The organism is Actinoplanes sp. CA-131856 (assembly GCF_050956135.1).
In the GTDB taxonomy this organism is placed as follows: domain Bacteria; phylum Actinomycetota; class Actinomycetes; order Mycobacteriales; family Micromonosporaceae; genus Actinoplanes.
The window spans coordinates 6,953,930-6,979,152 of record NZ_CP191849.1 but is presented as its reverse complement, the minus strand read 5'-3'; the positions used below and the strand labels follow the sequence as shown (position 1 = coordinate 6,979,152).

Annotated in this window: 22 protein-coding genes and 1 pseudogene; 14 read left to right on the top strand and 9 right to left on the bottom strand. The window is 70.9% G+C overall.

Annotated elements, in window-relative coordinates:
• Positions 1-53 precede the first annotated feature (53 nt).
• From ACQP2X_RS32360 to ACQP2X_RS32345, 4 genes and pseudogenes are all read left to right on the top strand, one after another.
• Positions 54-1,610, top strand: coding sequence for a ferric reductase-like transmembrane domain-containing protein (locus ACQP2X_RS32360; protein WP_498688363.1), 1,557 nt, complete (start codon positions 54-56; stop codon positions 1,608-1,610).
• A complete protein-coding gene (locus ACQP2X_RS32355; RefSeq protein ID WP_498688359.1) occupies positions 1,607-3,076 on the top strand; it encodes an NADH-ubiquinone oxidoreductase-F iron-sulfur binding region domain-containing protein in 1,470 nt (489 codons plus the stop codon). Before ACQP2X_RS32360 ends, ACQP2X_RS32355 begins: the two co-directional genes overlap by 4 nt.
• Positions 3,073-3,591, top strand: a complete 519-nt coding sequence (locus ACQP2X_RS32350; protein ID WP_498688358.1) for a TlpA family protein disulfide reductase — start codon at positions 3,073-3,075, stop codon at positions 3,589-3,591. Before ACQP2X_RS32355 ends, ACQP2X_RS32350 begins: the two co-directional genes overlap by 4 nt.
• Positions 3,592-3,594: 3 nt before the next feature.
• Positions 3,595-4,455: pseudogene (locus ACQP2X_RS32345) on the top strand (cytochrome c biogenesis CcdA family protein); the annotation flags it as partial.
• Here ACQP2X_RS32345 and ACQP2X_RS32340 read toward each other — a convergent pair.
• A complete protein-coding gene (locus tag ACQP2X_RS32340; protein WP_498652802.1) occupies positions 4,363-4,608 on the bottom strand; it encodes a PspC domain-containing protein in 246 nt (81 codons plus the stop codon). The pseudogene ACQP2X_RS32345 and the gene ACQP2X_RS32340 overlap by 93 nt on opposite strands.
• A 150-nt stretch (positions 4,609-4,758) precedes the next feature.
• Between ACQP2X_RS32340 and ACQP2X_RS32335 the strand changes: the two genes are divergently transcribed.
• Together ACQP2X_RS32335 and ACQP2X_RS32330 are read left to right on the top strand one after the other, a co-directional pair.
• A complete protein-coding gene (locus ACQP2X_RS32335; protein ID WP_498688357.1) occupies positions 4,759-5,307 on the top strand; it encodes a winged helix-turn-helix domain-containing protein in 549 nt (182 codons plus the stop codon).
• Entirely contained in the window at positions 5,304-6,617 is a 1,314-nt protein-coding gene (locus tag ACQP2X_RS32330) for an MFS transporter (RefSeq protein WP_498688355.1), read from the top strand. Before ACQP2X_RS32335 ends, ACQP2X_RS32330 begins: the two co-directional genes overlap by 4 nt.
• On the opposite strand, the gene ACQP2X_RS32325 is transcribed toward ACQP2X_RS32330, so the two are convergent.
• Positions 6,604-7,323 carry a PP2C family protein-serine/threonine phosphatase gene (locus ACQP2X_RS32325; RefSeq protein ID WP_498688353.1) on the bottom strand — a complete coding sequence of 240 codons (720 nt, stop codon included), beginning with the start codon at positions 7,321-7,323 and terminating at the stop codon, positions 6,604-6,606. The genes ACQP2X_RS32330 and ACQP2X_RS32325 overlap by 14 nt on opposite strands.
• A gap of 200 nt (positions 7,324-7,523) precedes the next feature.
• Between ACQP2X_RS32325 and ACQP2X_RS32320 the strand changes: the two genes are divergently transcribed.
• Positions 7,524-9,857: a Tex family protein gene (locus tag ACQP2X_RS32320; RefSeq protein ID WP_498688351.1), complete on the top strand. Its 2,334-nt coding sequence runs from the start codon at positions 7,524-7,526 to the stop codon at positions 9,855-9,857.
• Here ACQP2X_RS32320 and ACQP2X_RS32315 read toward each other — a convergent pair.
• A complete protein-coding gene (locus ACQP2X_RS32315) occupies positions 9,841-11,529 on the bottom strand; it encodes a serine/threonine protein kinase (protein WP_498688350.1) in 1,689 nt (562 codons plus the stop codon). The two genes, ACQP2X_RS32320 and ACQP2X_RS32315, sit on opposite strands and share 17 nt — an antisense overlap.
• 55 nt (positions 11,530-11,584) lie before the next feature.
• Between ACQP2X_RS32315 and ACQP2X_RS32310 the strand changes: the two genes are divergently transcribed.
• The 6 genes from ACQP2X_RS32310 (at position 11,585) to ACQP2X_RS32285 (ending at position 15,253) form a co-directional block, all read left to right on the top strand.
• Positions 11,585-12,121, top strand: a complete 537-nt coding sequence (locus ACQP2X_RS32310; protein WP_498688348.1) for a GNAT family N-acetyltransferase — start codon at positions 11,585-11,587, stop codon at positions 12,119-12,121.
• 31 nt (positions 12,122-12,152) lie between these two features.
• A complete protein-coding gene (locus ACQP2X_RS32305) occupies positions 12,153-13,124 on the top strand; it encodes a hypothetical protein (RefSeq protein WP_498688346.1) in 972 nt (323 codons plus the stop codon).
• Between the two features lie 56 nt (positions 13,125-13,180).
• On the top strand, positions 13,181-13,612 hold the full coding sequence (locus ACQP2X_RS32300; protein ID WP_498688344.1) for an Rrf2 family transcriptional regulator: 432 nt from the start codon (positions 13,181-13,183) through the stop codon (positions 13,610-13,612).
• Positions 13,609-14,292 carry an NIPSNAP family protein gene (locus ACQP2X_RS32295; protein WP_498688342.1) on the top strand — a complete coding sequence of 228 codons (684 nt, stop codon included), beginning with the start codon at positions 13,609-13,611 and terminating at the stop codon, positions 14,290-14,292. The genes ACQP2X_RS32300 and ACQP2X_RS32295 overlap by 4 nt, the downstream gene beginning before the upstream one ends.
• 11 nt (positions 14,293-14,303) lie before the next feature.
• Positions 14,304-14,690: a VOC family protein gene (locus ACQP2X_RS32290; protein ID WP_498688341.1), complete on the top strand. Its 387-nt coding sequence runs from the start codon at positions 14,304-14,306 to the stop codon at positions 14,688-14,690.
• An 83-nt stretch (positions 14,691-14,773) separates the two neighbouring features.
• Positions 14,774-15,253, top strand: coding sequence for a PepSY domain-containing protein (locus ACQP2X_RS32285; protein ID WP_498688340.1), 480 nt, complete (start codon positions 14,774-14,776; stop codon positions 15,251-15,253).
• A gap of 34 nt (positions 15,254-15,287) precedes the next feature.
• Here ACQP2X_RS32285 and ACQP2X_RS32280 read toward each other — a convergent pair whose 3' ends face one another.
• Both ACQP2X_RS32280 and ACQP2X_RS32275 read right to left on the bottom strand, forming a co-directional pair.
• A complete protein-coding gene (locus ACQP2X_RS32280; protein ID WP_498688339.1) occupies positions 15,288-16,538 on the bottom strand; it encodes a HAMP domain-containing sensor histidine kinase in 1,251 nt (416 codons plus the stop codon).
• Positions 16,535-17,215, bottom strand: coding sequence for a response regulator transcription factor (locus ACQP2X_RS32275; protein WP_498688337.1), 681 nt, complete (start codon positions 17,213-17,215; stop codon positions 16,535-16,537). The genes ACQP2X_RS32280 and ACQP2X_RS32275 overlap by 4 nt, the downstream gene beginning before the upstream one ends.
• 102 nt (positions 17,216-17,317) lie before the next feature.
• Here ACQP2X_RS32275 and ACQP2X_RS32270 point away from each other — a divergent pair, with 102 nt between their 5' ends.
• Positions 17,318-17,734, top strand: a complete 417-nt coding sequence (locus ACQP2X_RS32270) for a hypothetical protein (protein ID WP_498688335.1) — start codon at positions 17,318-17,320, stop codon at positions 17,732-17,734.
• Here ACQP2X_RS32270 and glgB read toward each other — a convergent pair.
• From glgB to ACQP2X_RS32250, 4 genes are all read right to left on the bottom strand, one after another.
• Positions 17,731-19,836: a 1,4-alpha-glucan branching protein GlgB gene (glgB, locus tag ACQP2X_RS32265; protein WP_498701087.1), complete on the bottom strand. Its 2,106-nt coding sequence runs from the start codon at positions 19,834-19,836 to the stop codon at positions 17,731-17,733. The two genes, ACQP2X_RS32270 and glgB, sit on opposite strands and share 4 nt — an antisense overlap.
• Before the next feature lie 70 nt (positions 19,837-19,906).
• On the bottom strand, positions 19,907-21,217 hold the full coding sequence (locus tag ACQP2X_RS32260; protein ID WP_498688333.1) for a maltokinase N-terminal cap-like domain-containing protein: 1,311 nt from the start codon (positions 21,215-21,217) through the stop codon (positions 19,907-19,909).
• Positions 21,214-22,989: a maltose alpha-D-glucosyltransferase gene (gene treS, locus ACQP2X_RS32255; RefSeq protein WP_498688330.1), complete on the bottom strand. Its 1,776-nt coding sequence runs from the start codon at positions 22,987-22,989 to the stop codon at positions 21,214-21,216. The genes ACQP2X_RS32260 and treS overlap by 4 nt, the downstream gene beginning before the upstream one ends.
• A gap of 40 nt (positions 22,990-23,029) precedes the next feature.
• Positions 23,030-24,997: an alpha-1,4-glucan--maltose-1-phosphate maltosyltransferase gene (locus ACQP2X_RS32250; protein ID WP_498688328.1), complete on the bottom strand. Its 1,968-nt coding sequence runs from the start codon at positions 24,995-24,997 to the stop codon at positions 23,030-23,032.
• Positions 24,998-25,223: the final 226 nt, after the last annotated feature.

Sequence of the window (25,223 nt, the reverse complement as noted above, 5' to 3'; positions counted from 1 at the left end):
TCGGAGCTACCGGTACGAAACCCGCCTCCCGGGGCGCGGTTCTCATACTCACCGTGAGCGTGCTCGCGGCGATCTGGGCGGTCGCGATGATGACCGCGCCGGGGCGCGTCGGCTACTACTACTTCTTCATCTACGCCGAGTACTACATGGGCGTGGTGGCGCTGGTGTCGCTGTCCATCACGATCATGGTCGGCCTGGTCGCCACCGACCGGCTGGTGCTCTCGATCCGGCAACGGGTCCTGCTGCAGTCGGCTCACCGCACCACTGGCGTGATCGCCGTGGCCGCGCTCTTCGTCCACGTCTGGACCAAGATCGTCGAGTCGCACATCAGCCTCATCGACGCCTTCGTCCCGTTCCTGGCCGCGGGCAACAAGCTCTACGTCGGCCTCGGCACCGTCTCGGGCTGGATCATGGTGCTGGTCATGTGGACCGGCATCGCCCGGTCACGCTTCGTCGGCCACGGCAAGCCGTGGATGTGGCGCGCGATCCACGCGATCTCCTACCTGATGTGGCCGATCGCCCTGACCCACGGTCTCTCGGCCGGCCGCCCGGCGGCCACCTGGGTCGTCGTCAGCTACATCGTCTGCATCCTGGGCGTGCTGATCGGCCTGGCCGTCCGGCTGTCGGTGAGCCTCAACCGCAACAAGGACTTCGCCTCGCAGGCCGGCGCCGGTGGCCTGAAGCCGGTGGGCACGCTGGTGCCGACCAGTTCCCCGGCGATGAAGCGCCCGGGCCGTCGTGAGCGGGCGCCCGAGCCCGAGCCGCAGACGCTGGGCCCGGTGGCCGTGGTCGACACGTTCCGCCCGGTCACCCCGCCGCCCGCGCCGCCGATGGAGGACCTCGTGGTCCCGGCCGCCCGCTTCGACGAGCCCACCGGCATGATGGCCCGCCCGGACTTCGAGGACGAGATGCCGCGGGGCCGGCGCCGGGTCGAGGACGACATCGAGTACGACGAGCCGCGCGGCCGCCGCTACGCGGCCGAGGACACGGGCACCCGGATGCGGATGGAGGACACCGGCACCCGGATGCGCCGCCCCGACTACGAGGACACCAGCACGCGGATGCGCCGCCCCGACTACGAGGACACCAGCACCCGGATGCGCCGCGATGATCTCGAGGACACGAGCACACGCATGCGCCGCGAAGAAGGCGGGCGTCGTGGGGAAAGGGACGACCGCGGCTACTACGACGAGCCGCCGGCGCCCCGCCAGCGTGGCCGCTACGCGGACGAGGACGACATGCCCCCGCCGCGCCGTTCCCGGCGCCAGGGCGACATGCCGCTGTCCGACGACCGTGACTACGACGAGGTGCCCCGGCAGCGTGGCCGGTACGCCGACGAGGAGCCGCCGGCCCGCCGTTCCCGGGGCCGCGGCGCCGATGTGGACCGGGCCGACTCCGGCCGGCACAGCCGCAGCGGCTTCGTGGAGTTCGCGGGCGACGACGAGACGCCGACCCTGGTCGACATGGCGTCCCGGCGGTCGCGGCGTGACGAGCAGGAACCCGTACGCGTCCAGGCGGGCCGGGGGGCCCGCCGCGACGGCCGCGGCCGGGCGGACGACGAGGTGGCTGACGACGCGTACTGGTCGCAGCTGCGAGGGGAAGCGAATTGAGCGCGTCGCAGGTTCCGCCGGTCACCTCGATCGGCACACCGCGGATCACCGCGGGGTTCGACGAGTACGGCCGGCTCGACCTGCTCGCCCACCAGGAGGTGCACGGCGGCTTCGCCGCGCTGTCCTCGGGCGAGCTGATCGGCCTGGCCGACCGGATCGAGCTGCGCGGTCGCGGCGGCGCGGGTTTCCCGTTCGCCCGCAAGGTCCGCGCGGTGCTCGACTCCTGCCGCCGGCAGGAGCTGCCGCCGGTGATCGTGGTCAACGCGACCGAGGGTGAGCCGCCGTCCTGGAAGGACAAGGCGATCCTGACCCGCGGGCCGCACCTGATCCTGGACGGCGCCGCGCTGGCCGCCGCCGCCCTGGACGCCGAGGAGATCGTCATCGGCATCGCCGACGACGGCATCGGGCAGGAGTCGCTGACCGCGGCCCTGGCCGAGCGGCGCATGCCCTGCCCGACCCGGATCGTGACCGTGCCGCACCGCTTCATCTCGGGTGAGGGCGGCGCGCTGGTGCGCGGCATCAACGGCGAGGCGCACATCCCGCCCGGGCGCAAGGTCCGCTCCAGCGACAACGGCGTGATGGGGCTGCCCACCCTGCTCTCCAACGCCGAGACGTACTCGCAGCTGGCCATCGCGGCCCGGCTCGGCCCGTGGGAGTACAACGCGGTCGGCATTCCGGAGGAGCCGGGCACGGTCATGCTGACCGTCGGCGGCGCGTCGTCGAACCCGGCCGTGGTCGAGGCGCCCACCGGCACCCCGCTGATGGACGTGCTGAACATGTGCGGCGCCGACATCGGTCCCGGCCTGCTGGTCGGCGGCTACCACGGCAAGTGGATCACCGCCGAGGCCGCGAAGACCGTGACGATCTCGCGGAAGGGCTTCGCCGGCGTCGGCGGGACGCTCGGCGCGGGCATGCTCATCCCGATCGGCTCCAAGACCTGTCCGCTGGGCGAGGTCTCGCAGGTCGTGCAATATCTGGCCGGTGAGTCGGCCGGTCAGTGCGGCCCGTGCCGGCTCGGCCTGCCCGACCTGGCCCGCGCGGTCACGCTGGTGTCGCTCGGCGGCAACGCGGTCGAGAACGTGCGGCAGGCGGCCGGTGTGGTCAAGGGTCGCGGCGCGTGCAGCCACCCGGACGGCACGGCCCGCTTCGCGCTGTCGGCGCTGGAGGTCTTCGCCCGCGACGTCGAGGCGCACACCAACGGCGAGGGCTGCGGCAAGCAGGTCCGTGGCATCCTGCCGCTGCCTTACACGGCCGAGCAGGGTGCCCGGAAGCTGGCCGTGGACTGGTCGCGCTGCGACGGTCACGGTCTCTGCTCGGCGGTCGCGCCCGAGATCATCCGGCTCGACTCGAACGGCTTCCCGGCGTTCCCGCAGACCCCGCTGCCGCCGTGGCTCGAGACCGGCGCCCGCAAGGCGGTAAACGTCTGCCCGGCGCTCGCGCTGCGGCTGACCGAGGCGACGAAGTGAGGCGGCGCGCCGTGCTGCTGGCGGCGGCCTCGGCCCTGCTCGCCGCCGGGTGCGGCGCGCCCTCGGAGACGACGGCGGCCTGGGATCCGCCCGACGCCGAGGCCAAGGCCGTGCCGGCGACGCTTGCTTTCACCGGCAAGACCATTGATGGCAAGCCGTACGACGGCAGCCTGCTGGCCGGTCTTCCGACGATCCTGTGGTTCTGGGCGCCCTGGTGCGCCACCTGCGCGAGCGAGGCGCAGAGCGTCCGCGACCTCGAGGAGCAGTACCGCGGAAAGATCAACTTCCTGGGCGTCGCGGGCATGGGCGACAACAAGGCCATGCACGAGTTCGTCGACGACTTCGAGCTGCACGCGGTACCGCACCTCGACGACCAGGCCGGCGCGATCTGGAAGAAATTCAAGATCACCCAGCAGAGCCTGTACGTCGTCCTCGACCGCGACGGCAAGGTCCGCAAGACCGGATATCTGGACGATCTTCAGCTGACCGCCGAGGTCAAGTCCCTGGCGGTCTGAGCGATGCTTCTGGCGCTGACCGCGGGCATGCTGGGCGCGGTCAACCCGTGCGGCTTCGCGCTGCTGCCGGCCTATCTCTCGGTGCTGATCGCGGCCGACGCCCGCCATCCGGTGCGCCGGGCGCTGATCTGCAGCGCGGCCCTGTCGGCCGGTTACGTCGCCGTGTTCGGGGCGTTCGGTCTGCTGCTGACCCCGGTGGCGGCGGTCCTCCAGCCGCGCCTGCCCTGGCTGACGGTGGTGCTGGGGCTGGCGCTGGGCGCGCTCGGCGGATGGTTGCTCTCCGGCCGCTCTCTTCCGGTCTCGGTGGTACGGGCACCGCGCCTGACCGGGTCGGCCTGGTCGACGGTGCTGTTCGGGATGGCGTACGCCGTGGCCTCGCTCGGCTGCGCGGTGGGGCCGTTCCTGGCGCTGGTGGTGTCGAGCCTGCGGTCCGGCTCGCTTGTCGAGGGAATCGGGCTCTTCCTGGCGTACGGCCTGGGAATGGGTTTGATCGTCGCACTGACCGCCGTGGCCGTGGCGCTGGCCCGGACCTCTCTGATCACGCGGACGCGCCGCCTGCTTCCGGTGGTGCCCCGGCTCGGCGGCGCGATCCTGATCGTCTGTGGTCTCTACGTGGCCTACTACGGCTGGTACGAGCTGCGGCTGGCCGGCAATCTCCGGCTGGCCGGCACCGACCCGGTGATCAACGCCGCCGGCGAGGTGCAGCGGTGGCTGAGTGATCTGGTGGCCGGCGCCGGCGTGGTGCCCCTCGCCGTCGCCCTGGTGCTGTTGTCAGGCGGCTGGGGGATACGGCGTCGCGTAGGCCGGCTTCTCGGACGGCATCACGATCCACAGGATCGGGTAGACGAGGATCTGGCTGCCCGGGATGGCCAGCAGGATGACCACGAAGAGCAGGCGGGCCAGCCAGGCGTCGATGCCGAAGCGGCGGGCGAGTCCGGCGCACACGCCGCCGAGGATCCGGCCCTCCCGCGGACGGGTGAGGCCCTGACGGGACAGGCTGTCGTGCACGGCGTTCATTGATCTCTCACATTCCCCTCGAAGAGGTCGTCGATGTATCCATCGTCGGCCTTTCCGCGTCTCACGGACATCGGGAAGTCCCCTGGGCCGACCCTGATCCATCACCCTGAGGGGTTGCTGGAGATATCTTTCTAAAGCATGCTCTAGGGTATGAAGCTCGACGACCCCAGGAGCCTTCGCGCGTACGCCCATCCGCTGCGCCTGAGACTCATCGGCCTGCTCCGCTCCGAGGGGCCCAAGACGGCCACCCAGGCCGCGGCGGCGCTCGGCGACAACGTGCCGAACTGCTCGTTCCACCTGCGTCAGCTGGCCAAGTACGGCTTCGCCGAGCGGGTGCCGGGCGCCGACGGCCGCGAGCGGCCCTGGCAGGCCACCGCGCCCGAGACGTCGTGGGACGACGACTCCGACGACCCGGACATGCGGGCGGCGGCCGACCAGCTCAACAGCGTGCTGCTCGGCTCGTACGTCGAGCAGGCCCAGAACTATCTGGCAATCCGTGGCGACGAGCCGGCCGAGTGGCGGGCCGCGGCCGGCTTCGGCGACGCCCTGGTGCACGTCACGGCGGACGAGTTGCGCGAGCTCACCGAGCAGATGGAGGCGCTCTTCGAGCGCTTCGCCGAGCGTTCGGCCGACCCGTCGCTGCGCCCTTCGGGTTCCCGCCTGATCCAGTTGATCCAGATGGCGGTGCCGCGCTCATGACCGTCACGGGGCAACCGGCCGGGCCTGGGGAATCGGCTGGGCCCGGCGAATCGGCCGCGGCGGGGGAGTCGGGCGCTCGGGCCGCCACTGGGCCACGCGGGCTGCTGCGGGAGGCGGCGTTCCGGCGCTACTGGTCGGCGCAGACCGTCTCGCTCGTGGGCGACCAGATCACGATCATCGCAGTGCCACTCGTGGCCGTGCTCGTGGTCGGCGCCGGGCCGGCCCAGATGGGGTTCCTGACCGCGGCCGCCCTGCTGCCCAACCTGTTCCTGTCACTGCCGGCCGGGGCCTGGGTCGACCGGCGCCCGATCAAGCGGCGCGTCATGATCGTGGCCGATCTGAGCCGGGCGGTGCTGCTTCTCGCCGTACCCCTGCTCTGGTGGGCCGATGCCCTCACCCTGCCGCTGCTGGCCGCCGTGGCCTTCGCCGTCGGCACGTTCTCGCTGCTCTTCGAGGTCGCGCACGCCAGCCTGTTCGCCTCGCTGGTGCGCCGCGAGGACTACGTCGACGCCAACACGCTGCTGAACGGCAGCCGGGCCGCCTCCTACGTGGTCGGGCCCTCGGCCGCCGGCGGGCTCGTCCAGTGGCTCAGCGCGCCGGTCGCCCTCCTGGTCGACGCGGTCAGCTACTTGTGGTCGGCCGCCTTCCTGCGCCGCGTCCGCGTCGCCGAGCCCGCCCCCACCGCAGCCGACAAAACCGGAATGACGGCCGGAGTCGGATTTGTCGCTCGATCCGCGGTGCTGCGAGCGACCCTGCTCGGCGCCACCACGCTGAACCTGTTCAACTACATCTTCGCGGCGCTCTTCGTGCTGTACGTGACCACGTCGCTGCACATCTCGCCGGGCACGCTCGGCCTGATCATCGGCATCGGCTCGATCGGCGGCCTGCTCGGCGCGGCCGTGGCCGGCCCGCTCAGCCGCCGCGCCGGCATCGGCCGGGCCGTCATCGTGGGCTTCGTGCTCTTCCCGGCGCCGCTGATCCTGGTTCCGTGGGCCGAGGGGCCGGTGACGATCGCCGCCCTGGTCACGGCCGAGTTCCTGGCCGCCGCCGGCGTCATGATCCTCGACATCGCGGTCGGCTCGGTGCAGACCGCCGCCACCCCGCCGGCCATGCTGGCCGTCGTCTCCGGGCTCGAGCGCACCGTCAACTACGGCATCCGGCCGATCGGCGCGCTGCTGGGCGGAGCGCTGGGCACTCTCATCGGCGTACGCCCGGCCCTGTGGATCGCGACCGTGGGCGCCCTGCTCGGCGTCGTCTGGATCCTGTTCTCGCCGATCCGCTCGATGAAAGAGCTTCCTAGTCCTCCGTGACGTCGGCGACGATCACCGTGACGTTGTCGGGGGCGCCGTTCTCCAGCGTGCGGTGCACCAGCTCGGCCGCCGCCGTCTTGCGGTCGGCGTTGTCGAGCAGGGTCTGCCGGATCACCGCGTCCTCGACGTAGTCGCTGAGACCGTCGCTGCACAGCAGGAAGCGGTCGCCCGCCTGCACCGGGATCATGCGGCCGGTGGGGCGGAACGGGCCGCCCTGCACCGCCTGGGTCACCAGCGCCCGCTGAGGGTGGCGGCGGGCGTCCTCGGCGCTGAGCACGCCCTGGTCGACCAGCGCCTGCACGTAGGTGTCGTCGCGGGTGACCTGCTGCATCTCGCCGTCGCGGACCAGGTAGCAGCGGGAGTCGCCGACGTTGAGCGCGGCCACCCGGTCACCCGAGAGCATGATCGCGGTGACCGTCGTGCCCATGCCGTCGCGGGCGTCGTCGTCGGCCACCGCGGCCTCGATCCGGCCGTTCGCCGTCTGGAGGGCGCCCAGCAGGTCCTGCAACGGCTCGCCGGTGTCCTCGGCGTCGTCGACCACGGCCAGGGCCTGCACGAGGATGTCGCTGGCGAGCTCGCCGGCCGGGAGCCCACCCATGCCGTCGGCCACCACGAGAAGGCGGTTGCCCACGAAGACAGCGTCCTCGTTGTTCGAGCGCACCAGGCCCTGATCGGTGGCAGCGACCGCCCGCACTACAAGCGTCATGCCGATAAGACTGCCAAAGGCCGAAACGGATGTCTCTAGTACCTCCCACCAAGCCTCGATGACGATGGCCTAGTGTTGGATGATTTGCCCATCGCATGACGGTTCCTCCGCCGCCGATGATGTCCCCCGGGAGCGGTACAGAGGGTGCGTCGTGCGGGGTGGCGAGACAGGCGATCCGGGCATCGGAGACAATCGTCGGCGTGACGACAGCGATCCATCAGCGCATTGCCTCCGAGCTCGGTGTCCGCGAGAGCCAGGTAACCGCGGCGGTCGAGCTCCTCGACGGCGGCGCCACCGTGCCGTTCATCGCCCGCTACCGCAAGGAGGTGACCGGCACCCTCGACGACACGCAGCTGCGCACGCTCGAGGAGCGGCTGGGCTACCTGCGGGAGCTGGAGGAGCGGCGTGCCGCCGTGCTCGAGTCCATCCGGCAGCAGGGCAAGCTCGACGACGCGCTGGAGCAGGCCATCCTCGCCGCCGACTCCAAGGCGCGGCTCGAGGACATCTACCTGCCGTACAAGCCGAAGCGCCGCACCAAGGCCCAGATCGCCCGTGAGGCCGGCCTGGAGCCGCTGGCCGACCAGCTGATCGGCGACCCGTCGCTCGACCCGCGGGCCACCGCGGCCGCGTTCGTCGACGCCGACAAGGGCGTGGCTGACGAGAGCGCCGCCCTCGACGGCGCCCGCTCCATCCTGATCGAACGGTTCGCCGAGGACGCCGACCTCATCGGTGAGCTGCGCGAGCGCATGTGGACGCGCGGCCGCCTGGTGGCGAAGGTGAACGAGGGCAAGCAGACCGAGGGCGCCAAGTTCAGCGACTACTTCGACTTCGCCGAGCCGTACGCCAAACTCCCCTCGCACCGCATCCTCGCCATGTTCCGTGGCGAGAAGGAGGGGGTGCTCGATCTGACCATGGAACCCGAGCCCGAGGACGAGTCGACGTTCGAGCCGCGCATCGCCGGTCGCTTCGGCATCAGCGACCAGGGCCGACCGGGCGACAAGTGGATGTCCGACACGGTCCGCTGGGCGTGGCGCACCCGCATCCTCATCCACCTCGGCGCCGACCTGCGGGTGCGGCTGTGGCAGGCGGCCGAGGACGAGGCCGTCCGGGTCTTCGCGGCCAACCTGCGCGACCTGCTGCTGGCGGCCCCGGCCGGCACGCGGTCGACGATGGGGCTCGACCCCGGATTCCGTACGGGCGTGAAGGTCGCCGTGGTCGATGGCACCGGCAAGGTGGTCGCCACCGACACGATCTATCCGCACGTGCCGCAGAACAAGTGGGACGAGTCGATCCACCGGCTGGCCGCCCTGGCCAGCAAGCACAACGTCGACCTGATCGCGATCGGCAACGGCACCGCCTCGCGCGAGACCGACAAGCTCGCGGCCGACCTGATCAAGCGACACCCCGAGGCCAAGCTGACCAAGGTGATGGTCTCCGAGGCCGGCGCGTCGGTCTACTCGGCCTCGGCCTACGCGGCCTCGGAGCTGCCCGGCATGGACGTGTCGCTGCGCGGCGCGGTCTCCATCGCCCGCCGCCTCCAGGACCCCCTGGCGGAGCTCGTGAAGATCGACCCGCGCTCGATCGGCGTCGGGCAATATCAGCACGACCTGTCCGAGGTGAAGCTGTCCCGCTCGCTCGACGCGGTGGTCGAGGACTGTGTGAACGCGGTCGGCGTCGACGTCAACACGGCCTCGGCCCCGCTGCTGACCCGGGTCTCGGGCATCGGCGCCACGCTGGCCGAGAACATCGTGATCCACCGCGACACGAACGGCCCGTTCAAGAACCGCTCCGAGATCAAGAAGGTGGCGCGGCTCGGCCCGAAGGCGTTCGAGCAGTGCGCCGGCTTCCTGCGCATCCCCGACGGCGACGACCCGCTCGACTCGTCCAGCGTGCACCCCGAGTCGTACCCCGTGGTCCGCACGATCCTGTCGACCGTGGGCGCCGACCTCAAGAGCGTCATCGGCAACACCCAGGTGCTGCGCAAGGTCAGGCCCGAGCAGTTCGTCAGCGACGCCGTCGGCCTGCCGACCGTCACCGACATCCTCAAGGAGCTCGAGAAGCCCGGCCGCGACCCGCGTCCCGGCTTCACCACGGCCACCTTCGCCGAGGGCGTCGAGAAGATCGCCGACCTGAAGCCGGGCATGGTCCTCGAGGGCGTGGTGACCAACGTGGCCGCGTTCGGCGCGTTCGTCGACATCGGCGTCCACCAGGACGGCCTGGTCCACGTGTCGGCGCTGTCCAACACGTTCGTCAAGGACCCGCGCGAGGTCGTGAAGTCGGGCGACGTGGTCAAGGTGCGGGTGGTCGAGGTCGACGAGGCCCGCAAGCGGATCTCGCTGACCATGCGCCTGACCGACGAGCCGGTGCGCAAGCCGCGCGACGACCGCGGCCCGCAGCAGCGCCAGGGACAGCCCCGCCAGCAGCGCCAAGGGGGACAGCAGCGCCCCCGTCAGCAGCAGGACCAGCGCAGCTTCAACGGCGGCGCCATGGCCGACGCGCTGCGCCGGGCCGGGCTGACTAAGGACTCGAAGTAATAGCGATGTGGTCGAAGGCCACCCGGAACGGGCCGTTCTCCGGAGCGTCCCGGTCCGGGTAGACCCCGAGCAGCAGCCGGGCGCCGGTGATCTGCGGGTCGGTCAGCGGCGCCGAGCCGACCACGGCCCCGTCCCGGGTGATCGTCACCTGGCCGCCGGCGATCTTCAGCCCGATCCGGGTGGGCTCGCCGTTGACCCCGATGGGCTTGTCGAGGGGCAGCGTGCGGGTCACGACCACGTCGGCGCTCTTGTGGGTGCCGACGTAGACGCTGGTCGAGCATGCCCGTACGAGATAGCCCTTGTTGGCTCCGAAGTGGAACCAGATCGCCGCGCACGAGTCCTCGCTGAGCAGCCGCACCCCGACCTCGGCGCTGATCTCGGCCGGCAGCTGGTCCTGCGGGCCCGGGCATTTGTAGAGCCGCCGGCTGTCGACCCGGGCCACCAGGGAGCCGTCGGCGAACTCGCAGGCCGAGTGCCCGTCGGGCTCGGTCTTGGCCAGCCAGTAGCGGGACGCGGCCAGATCGTCCTTGATGATCATCGGGGTGTCGCTGGCCACGGCGCCGGGCTCGACCGCTGCCGTCTCCGGCTCCCGCCCGAAGATCACCATCATGGCGCCCGCGATCACGGCCAGCACGAGGAGCGCCACCGCGACCGGCATGAACCAGCGGCGCCCGCGCTCGGGCTCCGGTTCGCTCGCGGGCGGGCCGGCGGCCGAGATCGGCACCGTGATGATCGAGTCTTCCTCGTAGCCCTTGGGCATCAGGCCGGTCACCGACTGCGCCTTGGCCGCGGCCACCCGCAGGTCGGGCTGGTCGCTCAGCGCGGCCGCCGTCGCCGCCGGCCGGGACGGCCCCGCCACCAGCAGATCGAGCAGTTCGCGGGCGGTCGGCCGATTGGCCGGGTCCTTCTCCAGGGTGTACGCCACCAGGTCGCGCAGAGGACCACTGAGGCCCTCCAGATCGGGCGGGCTGGTCAGGATGCGGCCGGCCGTGACCGGCGGCGAGTCACCGCCGAACGGGGTCTTTCCGATTCCCGCGTACGCCACCACGCTGCCCCACGAGAACACGTCGGCCGCGGCCGTGATCGGCACGTCGGCGTCACCGAACCGCTCCGGCGCCATGTAGGCCACGGTCCCGACCATCTGCGAGGCCGCCGTGTTGTCGCTCGGCGCGCCCATGGCCCGCGCGATCCCGAAATCGATCACCTTGGGGCTGCCCGGCGCGAGCAGCACGTTGCGCGGCTTCAGATCGCGGTGGATCACCCCGGCCCCGTGGATCGCGGTCAGCGCGGTCGCCACCCCGATGGCCACGCTGTGCAGGTTGGCCGCGGTCAGCGGCCCGCGCTCCTCGACCACCTCGGCCAGCGTCGGCCCGTCCACGTATTCGCAGACCAGATAGGGATGCTCGGCGTCCGGGTCGGCGTCGAGCACCTCGGCCGTGCAGAACGGCGGCACCTGCCGCACCCGGGCCACCTCGGAACGGAAGCGGCGCCGGAACTCGTCGTCGTGTGCCAGGTCGGCGCGCACCACCTTGACCGCCACCAGCACTCCCGCCGGTGACGTGGCCAGATAGACGGTGCCCATGCCGCCCTCGCCGAGCCGGCCGACCAGCTCGTAGGAGCCCAATCGCGCCGGGTCACGAGGACGCAACGGCTCCGTATGCTCCCCAGGCATGGGTGCACTGTATAGGGCGCGGTCGCTGCGTCACCGGGCCGGATAACCTCGTTCCATGCTGATCGCGACGGAACGGCTCATCCTGCGGCGCTTCCGCCCCACGGACGCCCCGGTGCTGGCCGAGTACCGCTCCGATCCGGCGGTCGCGCGCTACCAGTCGTGGGACGCGCCGTTCCCGCTCCTGCGGGCCGAGACGGCCGTCGCCAACTTCATCGCCTCCGACCCCGACCAGCCCGGCTGGTTCCAGTACGCCATCGAGCGCGTCGCCGAGCGCGACCTCATCGGGGACGTCGCGGTGCACCTGCACGACAACGCGAAACAGGCCGAGATCGGCTTCACCCTGGCCTCGCAGCATCAGAAGCAGGGCTACGCCACCGAGGCCGTCCGGGCCGTGCTGGACCGCCTCTTCCGCGTGCAGGGTCTGCACAAAGTGGCGGGGGAGTGCGACGCCCGCAACGTCGCCTCGGCCTCGCTGATGGAACGGCTCGGCTTCACCCGCGAGGGCCTGCTGCGCCAGCAGACGTTCATCAAGGGCGAATGGACCGACGACCTGATCTACGGCCTGCTCGCCGCGGAGTGGCTTCTCGATTGATCAACTACTTCCGGATCCGTACAGTGCCCGCGTGACACAGCCCCTCCCCACGACCGTCCGGGTCGCCTTCTATTTCCAGCTCGCCGTGGCCGCGATGCTGCTGCTGTTCGTCGGCACGGCCATCGCCCGGGCCGTCCACTACGACGGGCTGATCACCGAGGCCGCCCTGGCCCCCGGCACCGACCAGGTGTCGGTGGCCGACGAGCGCTCGTTCAACGTCTCGGACACGCTGTTCCCGGCGATTCCCGCGCTGATCCTGGCGATCTGGCTCGGCATAACGGCGTTCCTGGTACGAAGGGGCAACAACGTCGCCCGCATCCTCACGTTCGCCGGCATCGGCGCCCCGGTGGCGCTGTTCTTCGGCGGTTGCCTGTTCGGCGGCGCGGGCCTGCTCCTGTTCGCCGGCGCCCTGGCCGCGGGCGGCGTCGGCGAGGAGGACCCGTTCACCGACGAGCCCTTCCCCGACGACACGGACTACTACTCGGAGACGTTCCCCGGAGAGGCGTTCTACGACCGCCTGTACGCCCTGGACTCCACCGGCTGGAGCATCGCCTACCAGGTGATCAGCTTCTCCACGCTGATCCTGGCCCTGGCCTTCGCCATCGTGACGGTGGTCCTGCTCCTGGCCGGCCCTTCGAACCGCTTCTTCCGCTCGGCCCGCCCCACCATCCCGAGGCCACCCGTGCCCTACGGCTACGGCATGCCGGCCGCTTATGCGGCATCGCCCCACCCGGCACCCCAGTACCCCAGCCCGGCTTTCCCCGCGCCCACTTACCCTGGCTCGGCTTTCCCCGCGCCCACTTACCCCGGCCCGGCCTTTCCTCAGGCCTCGCTGCCCTTCCCTCAGCCGCCGGTGCCCTTCGGCCCGCCCTCGCCGTACGCTCCGCCGTCCCCGCCCTTCCCGACCCCGGACCAGCCCGGCACCACGCCGGCCTCCCCACCCGCCGATCCGTCGAGCCCTTCCGCGCCGGCTACCGATCCGCCCTCTTCTCCCTCTGCGTGATCACCGCTTGACGCCCTCCTCGTTGTAACCGAAGCTGTTACAGCGAGGAGGCATCGATGGCCGCGAACAGCCGTTTGACCATCGCCGTGCACGCGCTGACCTGGCTGGCGCTGGCGCACCGGCGCGGGCGCGACGTGCTCACCTCCGACGAGGTCGCCGCCAGCATCAACGTCAACCCGGTGATCGTCCGTCGCAGCCTCGGTGACCTCCGCCGGGCCGGGCTGGTGACCGTCCGGCACGGCACCGGCGCCGGCTGGCAGCTCGCCCGCCCACCCGGCGAGATTCCCCTGAGCGACGTCCACGACGCCGTCGAGGGCTCGCCGATCTTCGCGCTGCACCACACCGAGCCCAACCTCGAATGCCCCGTCGGTCACGGCATCCGCCCCGTCCTCAGCGACGTCTACGCCGGCGCCGAGCGGGCCCTTCACCGCGACCTGGCCCGTACCTCCATCGCCGACGTCCTGCACCGCTCCCTGGAGGCCCGATGATCGTCGAACTCCGCCAGTACACCCTGCATCCCGGCCGCCGCGACGACCTGATCACTCTCTTCGACCGCGAGTTCGTCGACACCCAGGAAGCCGCCGGCATGCGGGTCATCGGCCAGTTCCGCGATCTCGACGACCCCGACCGCTTCGTCTGGCTCCGCTCCTTCCCCGACATGCCGTCCCGGGCCGCCGCCCTGACCGCCTTCTACACCGGCCCGACCTGGCAGCTCCACCGCGCCGAGGCCAACGCCACCATGCTCGACAGCGACGACGTCCTCCTCCTGCACCCGGCCACCGCAGCCCCCGCCTTCCCCGCCGACCGGACCGCCCCCGAGCCAGCCGCCCCCGAGGCCTCAGCCGGATCCGCCGTCCCGGTCTCGTCCGGTTCTGTTTTCCTGGCCACCCTCTATTTCGGCGGGCGGGCCTTCGACGAGGCGTTCGCCGCGCTGGTGGCCGCGCGGGCCGCCGAGTTCGGGGTCGTGCCTTTGGCCGTGCTCACGACCGAGTACGCCGAGAACACCTTTCCGGCCCTTCCGGTGCGCACCGGCGAGCATGTTCTCGTCTGGCTCGCCCGCTTCGCCGACGAGGAAGCCCTCGCCGACCATGTGAAACGCTTTCCCCGCCTGGCAGACTCGACGCGGCATCTCCGCCTCAGCCCTACCGCGGGCTCCCGCCTGCGCTGACCCTGAACGAGGTGAGCCGCGTGCCGGTCGGTCGTCTTCACCATCTGATCGTCGACTGCCCGGATCCGGGCGCCTCGGCCCGGTTCTGGAGCGGCGTGCTCGGGCAGCCGGTCACGTACGACGACGGGGACTTCGCGGTCGTCTCGGCCGACACCACCACGTCCGGGCTCGCCTTCCAGCGCTCGCCCGACCAGCGGCCGCCGACGTGGCCCGGCCCGGCCGTGCCGCAGCAGATGCACCTGGACGTGATGGTCGACGACCGGGCGGCGGCGGCCGAGGCCGTACTGGCGCTCGGCGCACGGCAGCTGGACGGCGACCATGTTTTCGCCGATCCGGCCGGGCATCCGTTCTGCCTGATCCCGCGCCCGGGCTGGGCGCCGCCCGTGAACCGGTCTTAGGACTCCTTTAACGGCCGCACAGCGTGCCCATAGGTGATCTCCCGCGATGGTGGGACAGTCCGAAACGACTGGGAGGTCAACTGATGAAGAGCACTCGCACCGTCGTGGTGGCAAGCGTGGGAGTCCTGGCGGCCCTGGGCATCGCCGGCACCGCGCTGGCCGCCACCGGCGGCGAGAGCCCGGCCCGGACCGCCGCGGTGGCCCTGGCCGAGACACCGTCGGCCACGCCGAGCGACACCACCAGCCCCGCTCCGAGCGGCTCGACCGGAGGAGAAACCGGCGCCGCCACCCCGAGCGGCGCCGCCACAGCTGACCCCGCCGCGCCGGCCGGCGCGAGCGTCGACGCGAACGGCGCCCGCGAGATCGCGCTGCGCGCGGTGCCGGGCGGGCAGGTCCACGAGGTGGAGCTCGACGACGACGACAACGACCGTCAGGTCTGGGACGTCGACGTTCGCGTCGGCGACAAGGAGCACGAGGTCGAGATCGACCCGGCCGACGGCAAGGTCCTCCAGCACGAGACGGACGACCAGGACGACGACCGCGACGACAACGACGACGACTGACGCAGCACCCGCGTGAGGCCCGGCCGCCCGGGCCTCACGCGGGTGCGGCGGGCAGCTCGAGGCGCACCGTGGCCCCGCCGCCCGGGGTGGCGCCGATGTCGAAGGTGGTGGCCACCTGACGGGCGATGTCGAGGCCCAGTCCGGTGGAGCCGATGGCTGAGACGCCGCGCTGGGCCGCCTCGGGAGTGAAGCCGGGGCCGCCGTCGGTCACGGTGAGCTCGGCTCCTGACGGGTGGGGCGACAGGCGTACCGCGAAGGGTGTGCCGTCCGGGGTATGGGCGAAGACGTTGCCGAGCAGGGCGTCCAGGGCCGCTCCCAGCTCCTCGGCCGCCACGGCGACCGGGAGGGGACCGGGTGGGATCTCCTGGGTCACGGCCCGGCCCGTGTCCTCGGCCAGGACGGCCCAGAACGCCACCCGGGCCCGGACCACCGCCGCGGCGTCGCAGTGGGCCGGGCCGGACGGTTCGTCCCGGCGGCGGGCCTGTTGGATCAGGGCCGTCACCGCTCGCGCCACCTCGTCGGTGGCGGCGGAGACCCGGGCCGCCTCCGAGGGGTCGCGCAGCGACTCCGTTTCCAGGCGCAGGGCGGTCAGTGGGGTGCGGACCCGGTGGGACAGGTCGGCGATGCGTTCGCGTTCCGTGTTCAGCAGGACCTGGATGCGGTCGGCCAAGTGGTTGAGGGCGCCCGCCACCTCGCGCAGCTCGGCCGGGCCGGACGGGCTCGCCCGCACGGTCAGCTCGGCCCGGGCCAGGCGGTGCGAGACGGCCGAGAGCTCGGTGATCGGTGCCGTGATGGCGCGGGCCAGCCGGTCGGCCACCAGCAGGCTCAGCAGGACCAGGACGAGGCCCAGAACGGTCAGCGTCAGCCAGGCGCGGCCCACGCCGTGGCGCAGGTCGTCCTCGTCGACCAGCGTGCGGACGACCGTCGTGCCGGAGGCGCCGACGACCGGAACCACGATCTCGCGGCCGTCGTCGACGGCCACCGTGAGCGCCTGGCCGCGGGCGGCGGCGAGCCGGACGGCGGGGGAACGCTCGGTCTCGGCGCCCAGCACGCTGCTGTCGGGCAGGAACACCGACACCGGGACCGACTGGGCCGTGACCGCCAGCCGGATGGCGTCGCGGTCGCCCGAGCCGGCCAGCGGCACCACCGTGCGCAGCACGTCGTCGGCGCGGCTCATCGCCCTGTCCTCCGCCACCTGGCGCACCAGCAGCGCCAGCGGCACCAGGAAGGCCAGCAGCACCAGCACCGTCGTCGCCCCCACCAGCAGGGTCAGCCGGGCCCTCACGCGGGCCCGCTCAGCTTGACGCCGACGCCGCGGACCGTGTGCAGGTAGCGCGGCTCCTGCGCCGTCTCGCCCAGCTTGCGGCGCAGCCAGGAGAGGTGGACGTCGACCGTCTTGTCGGCTCCGCCGTAAGGCACCTGCCACACCTCGGTGAGCAGCTCGCGCTTGGTGACGACCTGACCGGCCCGCTGGGCCAGGTGGTGCAGCAGCTCGAACTCGCGCGGGGTGAGCTCGACCGTCGCGCCGTCGAGGGTGACCACGCGGGCCGCCGGGTCGATGCGCAGGCCGCCCACGGCCAGCACCGACGGCGCCCCGGCGGGGGAGAAGCGGCGCAGCACGGCGCGGACGCGGGCGTCGAGCTGGGCCGCGGTGAACGGCTTGACCACGTAGTCGTCGGCGCCGGCGTCGAGGAGCCGGACCATCTCGCGTTCCTCGTCGCGGGCGGTGGCCACGATGACCGGGACCTGGCTGATGGCCCGCAGCATGCGCAGCAGCTCACGGCCGTCGAGGTCGGGCAGGCCCAGGTCGAGCACGATGAGGTCGGGGCGGTCGGCCAGGGCGGCCTGCAGGCCCTCCATCGCGGTGGGGGAGGCGGCCACGGCGTGGCCGCGCTCGCGCAGGGCGCGCAGCAGGTTCGACCGGATCGCCGGGTCGTCCTCGATCAGCAGGAGTCTGGCCACTGCTGCACGTTAGCCGGGACCCCTGACAAAAACGGAGGCTCTTAACCCTCCCTTAGCGTTGCGCGGCGTCAGGCTTAGCCGGGGGCCGGGCATAGTTCCCCCATGCGCTTTCTCGACCGGACCCCGGTGATCGTCGCCGCCTGGACCGCCGCCGCGATCCTGGCCGTGCTGGTCGGCGTGGTCGGCATCGGCCTGGTCGGCTCGGGCCTGACCTCGGAGCGGGCGGCCACCGTGCTCGACGAGGACGACGTCGAGCGAGCGCTGGGATCCGCACCTTCGGCGAGTCCGACAAGCCCGACATCAGAGGAAAGCCGCGCAGGGGGGCAGACCTTCACCACCCGCGGCGGCACGGTCGTCGCCGACTGCACCCGCATCATCTCGATGGCGCCCGCCCAGGGCTTCACCGTGCACGACCGGGATCAGCGGGAGGGCGAGTTCCGCAACGGCCACGACCGGATAGAGGTCGAGCTTCGCTGCGTGAACGGCGCCCCCCAGCTGGAGATCACCCGGGACGACTAGGCCTCGTGGCGCAGCCAGACCGCGCCCAGCGGCGGCACGCGCAGCGACACCGAGTGGTCGAAGCCGTGCCACGGCAGCTCGTCGGTGTGCACCTCGCCCAGGTTGCCCACGCCCGATCCGCCGTACGACTCGCTGTCGGTGTTGATGACCTCGGCCCAGCGGCCCGCCCGGGGCAGGCCGATCCGGTAGCCCTCCTGCGGCACCGCCGCGAAGTTCACCACGCAGGCCATGGCGTCGCCGTTGGGCGCGAACCGGACGAACGAGAACGTGTTGTGCTGCGAGTCCTCGCTGGTGATCCAGCGGAAGCCGCTCGGCTCGGTGTCCTGCGACCAGATGGCCGGCGTGTCCCGGTAGACGTGGTTCAGGTCTTTCACCAGGGTCTTGATGCCGCCGAACTGCGGGTCCTCGAGCAGCTCCCAGTCGAGGCCGCGCTCCTCGCTCCACTCGCGCAGGTCACCCATCTCGCCGCCCATGAACAGCAGCTGCTTGCCGGTGAAGGCCCACATGAAGCCGAGCAGGGCGCGCGTGTTGGCCAGTTTCTGCCACAGGTCGCCGGGCATCTTGCCGGTCAGCGAGCCCTTGCCGTGCACGACCTCGTCGTGGCTGATCGGCAGGATGTAGTTCTCGCTCCAGGCGTACACCGTCGCGAAGGTCATCTGGTGGTGGTGCCACTGCCGGTGGATCGGCTCGTGCTCCATGTAGGACAGGGTGTCGTTCATCCAGCCCATGTTCCATTTGAAGCCGAAGCCGAGCCCGCCGAGGTGGGTGGGGCGGGTGACGCCGGGCCACGCTGTCGACTCCTCGGCGACCGTGATGACACCGGGGTTGTTCTTGTAGACGGTCGCGTTCATCTCCTGGAGGAAGCTGATCGCGTCGAGGTTCTCCCGGCCGCCGTACTGGTTCGGGGTCCACTCGCCGTCCTTGCGCGAGTAGTCGAGATAGAGCATCGAGGCGACCGCGTCGACCCGCAGGCCGTCGGCGTGGAACTCCTCGCACCAGTAGAGCGCGTTGGCCACCAGGAAGTTGCGGACCTCCTTGCGGCCGAAGTCGAAGACGTACGTGCCCCAGTCGGGGTGTTCGCCGCGACGCCAGTCGCCGTGCTCATACAGGGGCGTGCCGTCGAAGCGGGCGAGGGCCCACTCGTCCTTCGGGAAGTGCGCCGGCACCCAGTCGAGAATCACGCCGATGCCCGCCTGGTGCAGCTTGTCGACCAGATGCCGGAACTCATCGGGATTTCCGAAACGCGACGTAGGAGCGAAATATCCCGTTACCTGATAGCCCCAGGACCCCCCGAAGGGGTGCTCCATGACCGGCATGAGCTCCACGTGGGTGAAGCCCATTTCGACGACGTACGCCGTCAGCTCGTCGGCGAGTTCCACATAGGAGAGCCCGGGGCGCCACGAGCCCAGGTGCACCTCATAGACGCTGGCCGGCTCCTGGTGCCAGGTCTTGGCGGCTCGCGCGGTCATCCATTCCTCGTCGGACCACTGGTAATCAGAGGCATAGACGACGGAAGCCGTGGCCGGCGGGACCTCGGTGTGCTGCGCGAGCGGGTCGGCGTGCTCGCGCCACACACCGTCCCGGCCCAGGATCTTGAACTTGTACTTGCTGCCGGCGTGCGCCTCCGGGACGTACACCTCCCAGACGCCGCTGCTGCCGAGCGACCGCATGGGCCAGCCGTCGTACGGCCCCCAGCCCACGAAGTCGCCGATGACCTGCACGCCGCGGGCCGACGGGGCCCACACCGCGAAGCCGACGCCCGTGCCGCGCGGCTGCGCGCCGAGCACCTTCCACAGCTTCTCGTGCCGGCCCTCGCCGATCAGGTGCAGGTCGAGCTCGCCCAGGGTGGGCAGGTGACGGTACGGGTCGTCGACCGTCGTCCCGTCCACGTCCAGCCGGTAGTCGAGCACCGTGCCCGGCAGCTCGGCGGCGAAGACGCCGTCCGGGTGCACCTTGGTCATCTCGGTGCGCTCGCCGTCGACGACCACGGCGACCGCCTTCGCCCCCTTGCGCAGGGTCCGGATGATCGTGTTGCCGCCGCCGGGGTGGGCGCCGAGCGTCGCGTGCGGGTCGTGCGTGTCGCCCGCCACCACGCTGTTCAGGGCCCGCTGGTCGGCGGCGAGCGAGGAGGAGACGGTCTGGCCGGTCACGGGAAGCTCCTTAGTCGAAATATCAGCCGACGAGCCGTGCGATGGACCGCAGGGGGATCCGCAGCCATCCAGGCCGGTGCCGGGCCTCGTACGCGGCCTCGTAGACCGCCTTGTCCAGCTCGTACGCCGCCAGCAGCGACCCGAGCGAGCGCGGGTCGACGCCGGAGGCGTGCGCGTAACCGTCGCAGAACGCGGCCCGGTTACGGTCGATCCACTCGCGGGCGCGGGCGGCCAGGGGCTCGTCGTCGTCCTGGTCGACGAGCAGTTGGTAGGCCGCGTACTCGTACGAGCGCAGCACACCGGCCACGTCGCGCAGCGGCGAGTCGGGCAGCCGGCGCTCGTCGAGCGGCTGGCCGGGCTCACCCTCGAAGTCGATCAGCAGCCAGCCCTCGGGGACCCGCAGCACCTGACCGAGGTGCAGGTCGCCGTGTACGCGCTGCACCTCGACCTGCTGGCCGGTGAGCCCGCGGAACTCGTTCTCGATCGCCGGGACGTACTGCTGGATCTCGGAGACCGAGTTGGCCGCGGTGCGCAGCCGGGCCAGCATGGCGTCGACCGGGAACGGCGAGGGGCCGGAGCCGAGCTCGCGGGCCAGATCGGCGTGTACGGAGGCGACGGCCTCACCGAGGCGGTAGGACTCGCCCTGGAAGTCGCCGCCCACCTCGTCGGCGCCGTACTCGGAATCGGCGAACAGGTCACGGGCCGACGCCGTCGCCATCGCCCAGCCCTCGGCCGAGTTCGCCGCGTACTGCGTGACCATGCCCAGCGGGCTGGGCTCGCCGCTCTCGGTGGTCTCGAACGAGCCGAGCAGCTTGGCCACGTGGACGTTGCCGACCCGCCCGAGCACCCGGTTGAGCTCGATGTCGGGGTTGATGCCGGCCGAGACCCGGCGGAACACCTTGAGGATGGCGTCCTGCTCGAAGATGACGCTGGTGTTGCTCTGCTCGGCGTCGAAGACCCGCGGCCACGACTCGACCGGGAAGTCGGCGCCCGGCTCGGGCTGGAAGATCACGTCGCCCTTGGTGCCGCCGGCCGCGATCAGCGCCAGCAGCCGGCGGGCCATCGCCGGGTCGTAGAGAGCGTCGTAGCCCGTACGGTTGCCGGCCGTGCCGATCGTGGCGACCTCGCTGTACTCGACGATCGGCCCGGAGTCCCAGGCCACCAGCACCTGGTACCGCTCGGAGCTGCCGTCGGTGTACTCGACGTCGATCAGCACCAGGTCGAGGTTGTCGTCGAGCGCCGTCGACGACGCCTCCTTGACCGACGACAAGGTGCGGGCTTTACCGGCGTACCACCTCTGCTGCGGCAGCCACTCGGCGAAAGGCAGCGTCATTGCTTCTCCTCGGACCCGCACAGCTGGAACCAGTAGAAGCCGTGCCCGGGGAGCGTCAGCAGGTACGGCAGCTGGCCGATGCGCGGGAAGTTCACGTGCCCGGTCAGTTCCACGGGTGTGTACCCGTTCCAGTGCTGCAGGTTCAGCTCGATCGGTTGCGGGAAGCGCGACAGGTTGTTCACGCACAGGACGACGTCGTCGCCGTCCTCGCGCAGGTACGCCAGCACCGACGGGTTCGATCCGCCCAACTCGCGGAACGTGCCGACGGCGAACGCTTCGTGGCGGCGTCGCACCGCCAGCATCGTACGCGTCCAGTTCAGCAACGAGGTGGAACTGTCCCGCTGCGCCTCGACATTGACCGCCTGATAGCCGTACACCGGGTCCTGGTTGGCCGGCAGGTAGAGCCGACCGGGGTTGGCCGTGGAGAAGCCGGCGTTGCGGTCCGGGGTCCACTGCATGGGCGTACGGACGCCGTCGCGGTCGCCCAGCCAGATGTTGTCGCCCATGCCGATCTCGTCGCCGTAGTAGAGGACCGGCGAGCCGGGCAGCGACAGCAGCAGCGCGGTGAACAGCTCGATCTGGTTGCGGTCGTTCTCCAGCAGCGGGGCGAGGCGGCGCCGGATGCCGACGTTCGCCTTCATCCGCGGGTCTTTCGCGTACTCGGAGTACATGTAGTCGCGCTCTTCGTCGGTGACCATCTCGAGCGTGAGCTCGTCGTGGTTGCGCAGGAAGATGCCCCACTGGCAGTTGTCCGGGATGGACGGCGTCTGGGCCAGGATCTCCGAGATCGGAAAACGCGATTCCCGCCGTACGGCCATGAAGATGCGCGGCATCAGCGGGAAGTGGAAGGCCATGTGGCACTCGTCGCCGCCGGTCTTCGGATCACCGAAGTACTCGACCACGTCGGCCGGCCACTGGTTGGCCTCGGCCAGCAGCACCCGGCCCGGGAACTCGTCGTCGATCACCTTGCGGCAGTGCTTGAGGAACGCGTGGGTCTCGGGCAGGTTCTCGCCGTTGGTGCCCTCACGCTCGTACAGGTAGGGCACCGCGTCGAGCCGGAAGCCGTCGATGCCGAGGTCGAGCCAGAAGCGCAGGACGTCGAGCATCGCCTCCTGCACGGCCGGGTTGTCGTAGTTCAGGTCGGGCTGGTGCGAGAAGAACCGGTGCCAGAAGAACTGCCGGCGCACCGGGTCGAACGTCCAGTTCGACTCCTCGGTGTCGACGAAGATGACCCGGGCGTCCTTGTACTTGTCGCTGGTGTCGCTCCAGACGTAGAAGTCGCCGTACGGCCCGTCGGGGTCGCGCCGGGACTCCTGGAACCACAGGTGCTGGTCGCTGGTGTGGTTCATGACCAGGTCGGTGATGACCCGGATGCCGCGCTTGTGCGCCGCCTCGAGCAGGGCCACGAAATCCTCGACCGTGCCGAACTCCGGCAGCACCTTGTAGAAGTCGCTGATGTCGTAGCCGCCGTCGCGCAGCGGCGACTGGTAGAACGGCGGCAGCCACAGGCAGTCGACGCCGAGCCACTGCAGATAGTCGAGGCGCTCGATCAGGCCCCGCAGGTCGCCGGCGCCGTCCGAGCTGGAGTCGTAGAACGCCCGGACCAGGACCTCGTAGAAGACTGCGCGCTGGAACCACGTCCGGTCGGCCGGCAGCGCCCGCGCGTGACCGAAGTCCTCCGCCGACGGGTGCTCGACCACGCCGTCCTCGACGTGGCTGCCCTCCGTCGGATCGGAGGCCTGCTCGAGATCGAGATCGTTTTTCTGGTCCATCAGGTTCCCCACCTACCCACCCGCAGGTATTTGAATCTTGTTACTGCGCCGGTTGTACGACGAAGACGTGCGCCGGCTCCACGTACGGATCGATGCGTACCGCGTTGTGCTGGCCCCATTCGTAGGTCGCGCCGGTGATCTGGTCGACGACCGTGAACCGCTCGTGCCAGTCCTTGCCGAGGGCCGGCATGTCCAGCACGGTGTTGCCCCACTGCACGTTCGCCGAGTCGAACGTGACGACCACCAGAACGGTGTTGCCGGTGTCGGGGTCACGCTTGGAGAAACAGAGCAGGTTGCTGTTGTCGATCTCGTGGAAGCGCAGGTTGCGCAGCCAGTGCAGGGCCGGGTTCTCGTCGCGGATCTGGTTCAGGCGGCCGATGTACGGAGCCAGCGAGCGCCCGGAACGCTCGGCGCCGGCCCAGTCGCGCGGCTTGAGCTCGAACTTCTCGTTGTCGATGTACTCCTCGGCGCCGGGCCGGGCCACGTGCTCGAAGAGCTCGAAGCCGGAGTACATGCCCCAGGACGGGGTCAGCATGGCGGCCAGCACCGCGCGGATCTTGAACATCGGCGGGCCGCCGTGCTGGAGCGACTCGTGCAGGATGTCGGGGGTGTTGGGCCAGAAGTTGGGCCGCATCCAGTCGATCGTGGTGAGCAGCTGCTCCATGTACTGCCGCATCTCCCAGGCTGTGGTGCGCCAGGTGAAGTACGTGTACGACTGCGTGAAGCCGATCTTGCCGAGCCCGTTCATCATGGCCGGGCGGGTGAACGCCTCGGCCAGGAACAGCACGTCCGGGTCGGACTCCTTGACCTTGGCGATCAGCCACTGCCAGAAGTTCAGCGCCTTGGTGTGCGGGTTGTCGACCCGGAAGACCTTGACGCCGTTCTCGACCCAGTGCATGACCACGCGGTAGACCTCGTCGCGCAGGCCCTTGTAGTCGTTGTCCCAGTTCAGCGGGTAGATGTCCTGGTACTTCTTGGGCGGGTTCTCGGCGAAGGCGATGGTGCCGTCGGCGCGCGTCGTGAAGAACTCGGGGTGCTCCTTGACCCAGGGGTGGTCGGGCGCGGCCTGCAGCGCCAGGTCCATCGCCACCTCCATGCCGTGGTCGTGGGCCACGCCGATGAACCGGCGGAAGTCCTCCAGGGTGCCGAGCTGCGGGTGGATCGCGTCGTGGCCGCCCTCGTCGGAGCCGATGGCCCACGGCGAGCCGACGTCCTCGGGCCGGGCCACCAGGGTGTTGTTGCGGCCCTTGCGGTTGACCTTGCCGATCGGGTGGATCGGCGGCAGGTAGAGGATGTTGAAGCCCAGGGCGGCCACGGCCGGGATGCGCTCGGCCGCGGTTGCGAACGTGCCGTGCTTGACCGGCGTGGCCTCGGGGCCGATCTCCGCGCCCTCGGAGCGCGGGAAGAACTCGTACCAGGCGGAGTAGAGGGCACGCTTGCGGTCGACCCAGATGGCGTACGACCTCGTGGTCGTGACCAGCTGCCGCACGGGGTTGTGCCAGAGCAGCTCCTCCAGGTCGAGCGCGGGGGAGACCCGGGCGAACAGCGAGCGCTGCTCGTCGCGCAGCGCCGCCGCGGCGTCGCGGACCCGGTCCTCGTCGTGACCCGGGACGATCTTGGTAGCCAGGTCGAGCACCTCGGCGCCCTCGGCCAGGTCGTTCGCGAGGTCCTCCAGGCCCTGCCCGGCGCCGATCTTCTTCACCACGGCGTCGCGCCACGTCCGGTACGGATCGTCGAACGCCTCCACGGTGAACGTCCACCGGCCGACCCGGTCGGGACGGATGGTGGCGTGCCACTGGTCGAGACCGGGCTCGCCCGGCCGCATGCGGGTGAACGGCTCCGTCTCGCCGTCGGGGCCGCGCCATACCACGTTCACGCCGAGCGCGTGGTGTCCTTCGCGATAGGACACAGCGGAGACCGGCACGAGCTCGCCGACGACTGCTTTTGCCGGGTAGCGGCCACAGGACACCGAGGGCGTGACGTCCTCGATGGGAAAACGACCGGTCATGATCTCCACCGTAGTCAGAAGGGCGCGGGCGGGGTCGGCGAAACCAAGACCGCCGTAAGGGCATACTTCTCCGCTGTGGAGGCGCCGCAAACGGTCACGTGCCGATGCGACTCAACCTACCGGAGCCGGGTCCGGCCGCCTCATCCAGGCGAGGCGTTGCGCCCCCGCGTTGATGCTTACCGAATCTGATCATCGGGACGTTACCGGCGGGCAAAATCAAATTTCC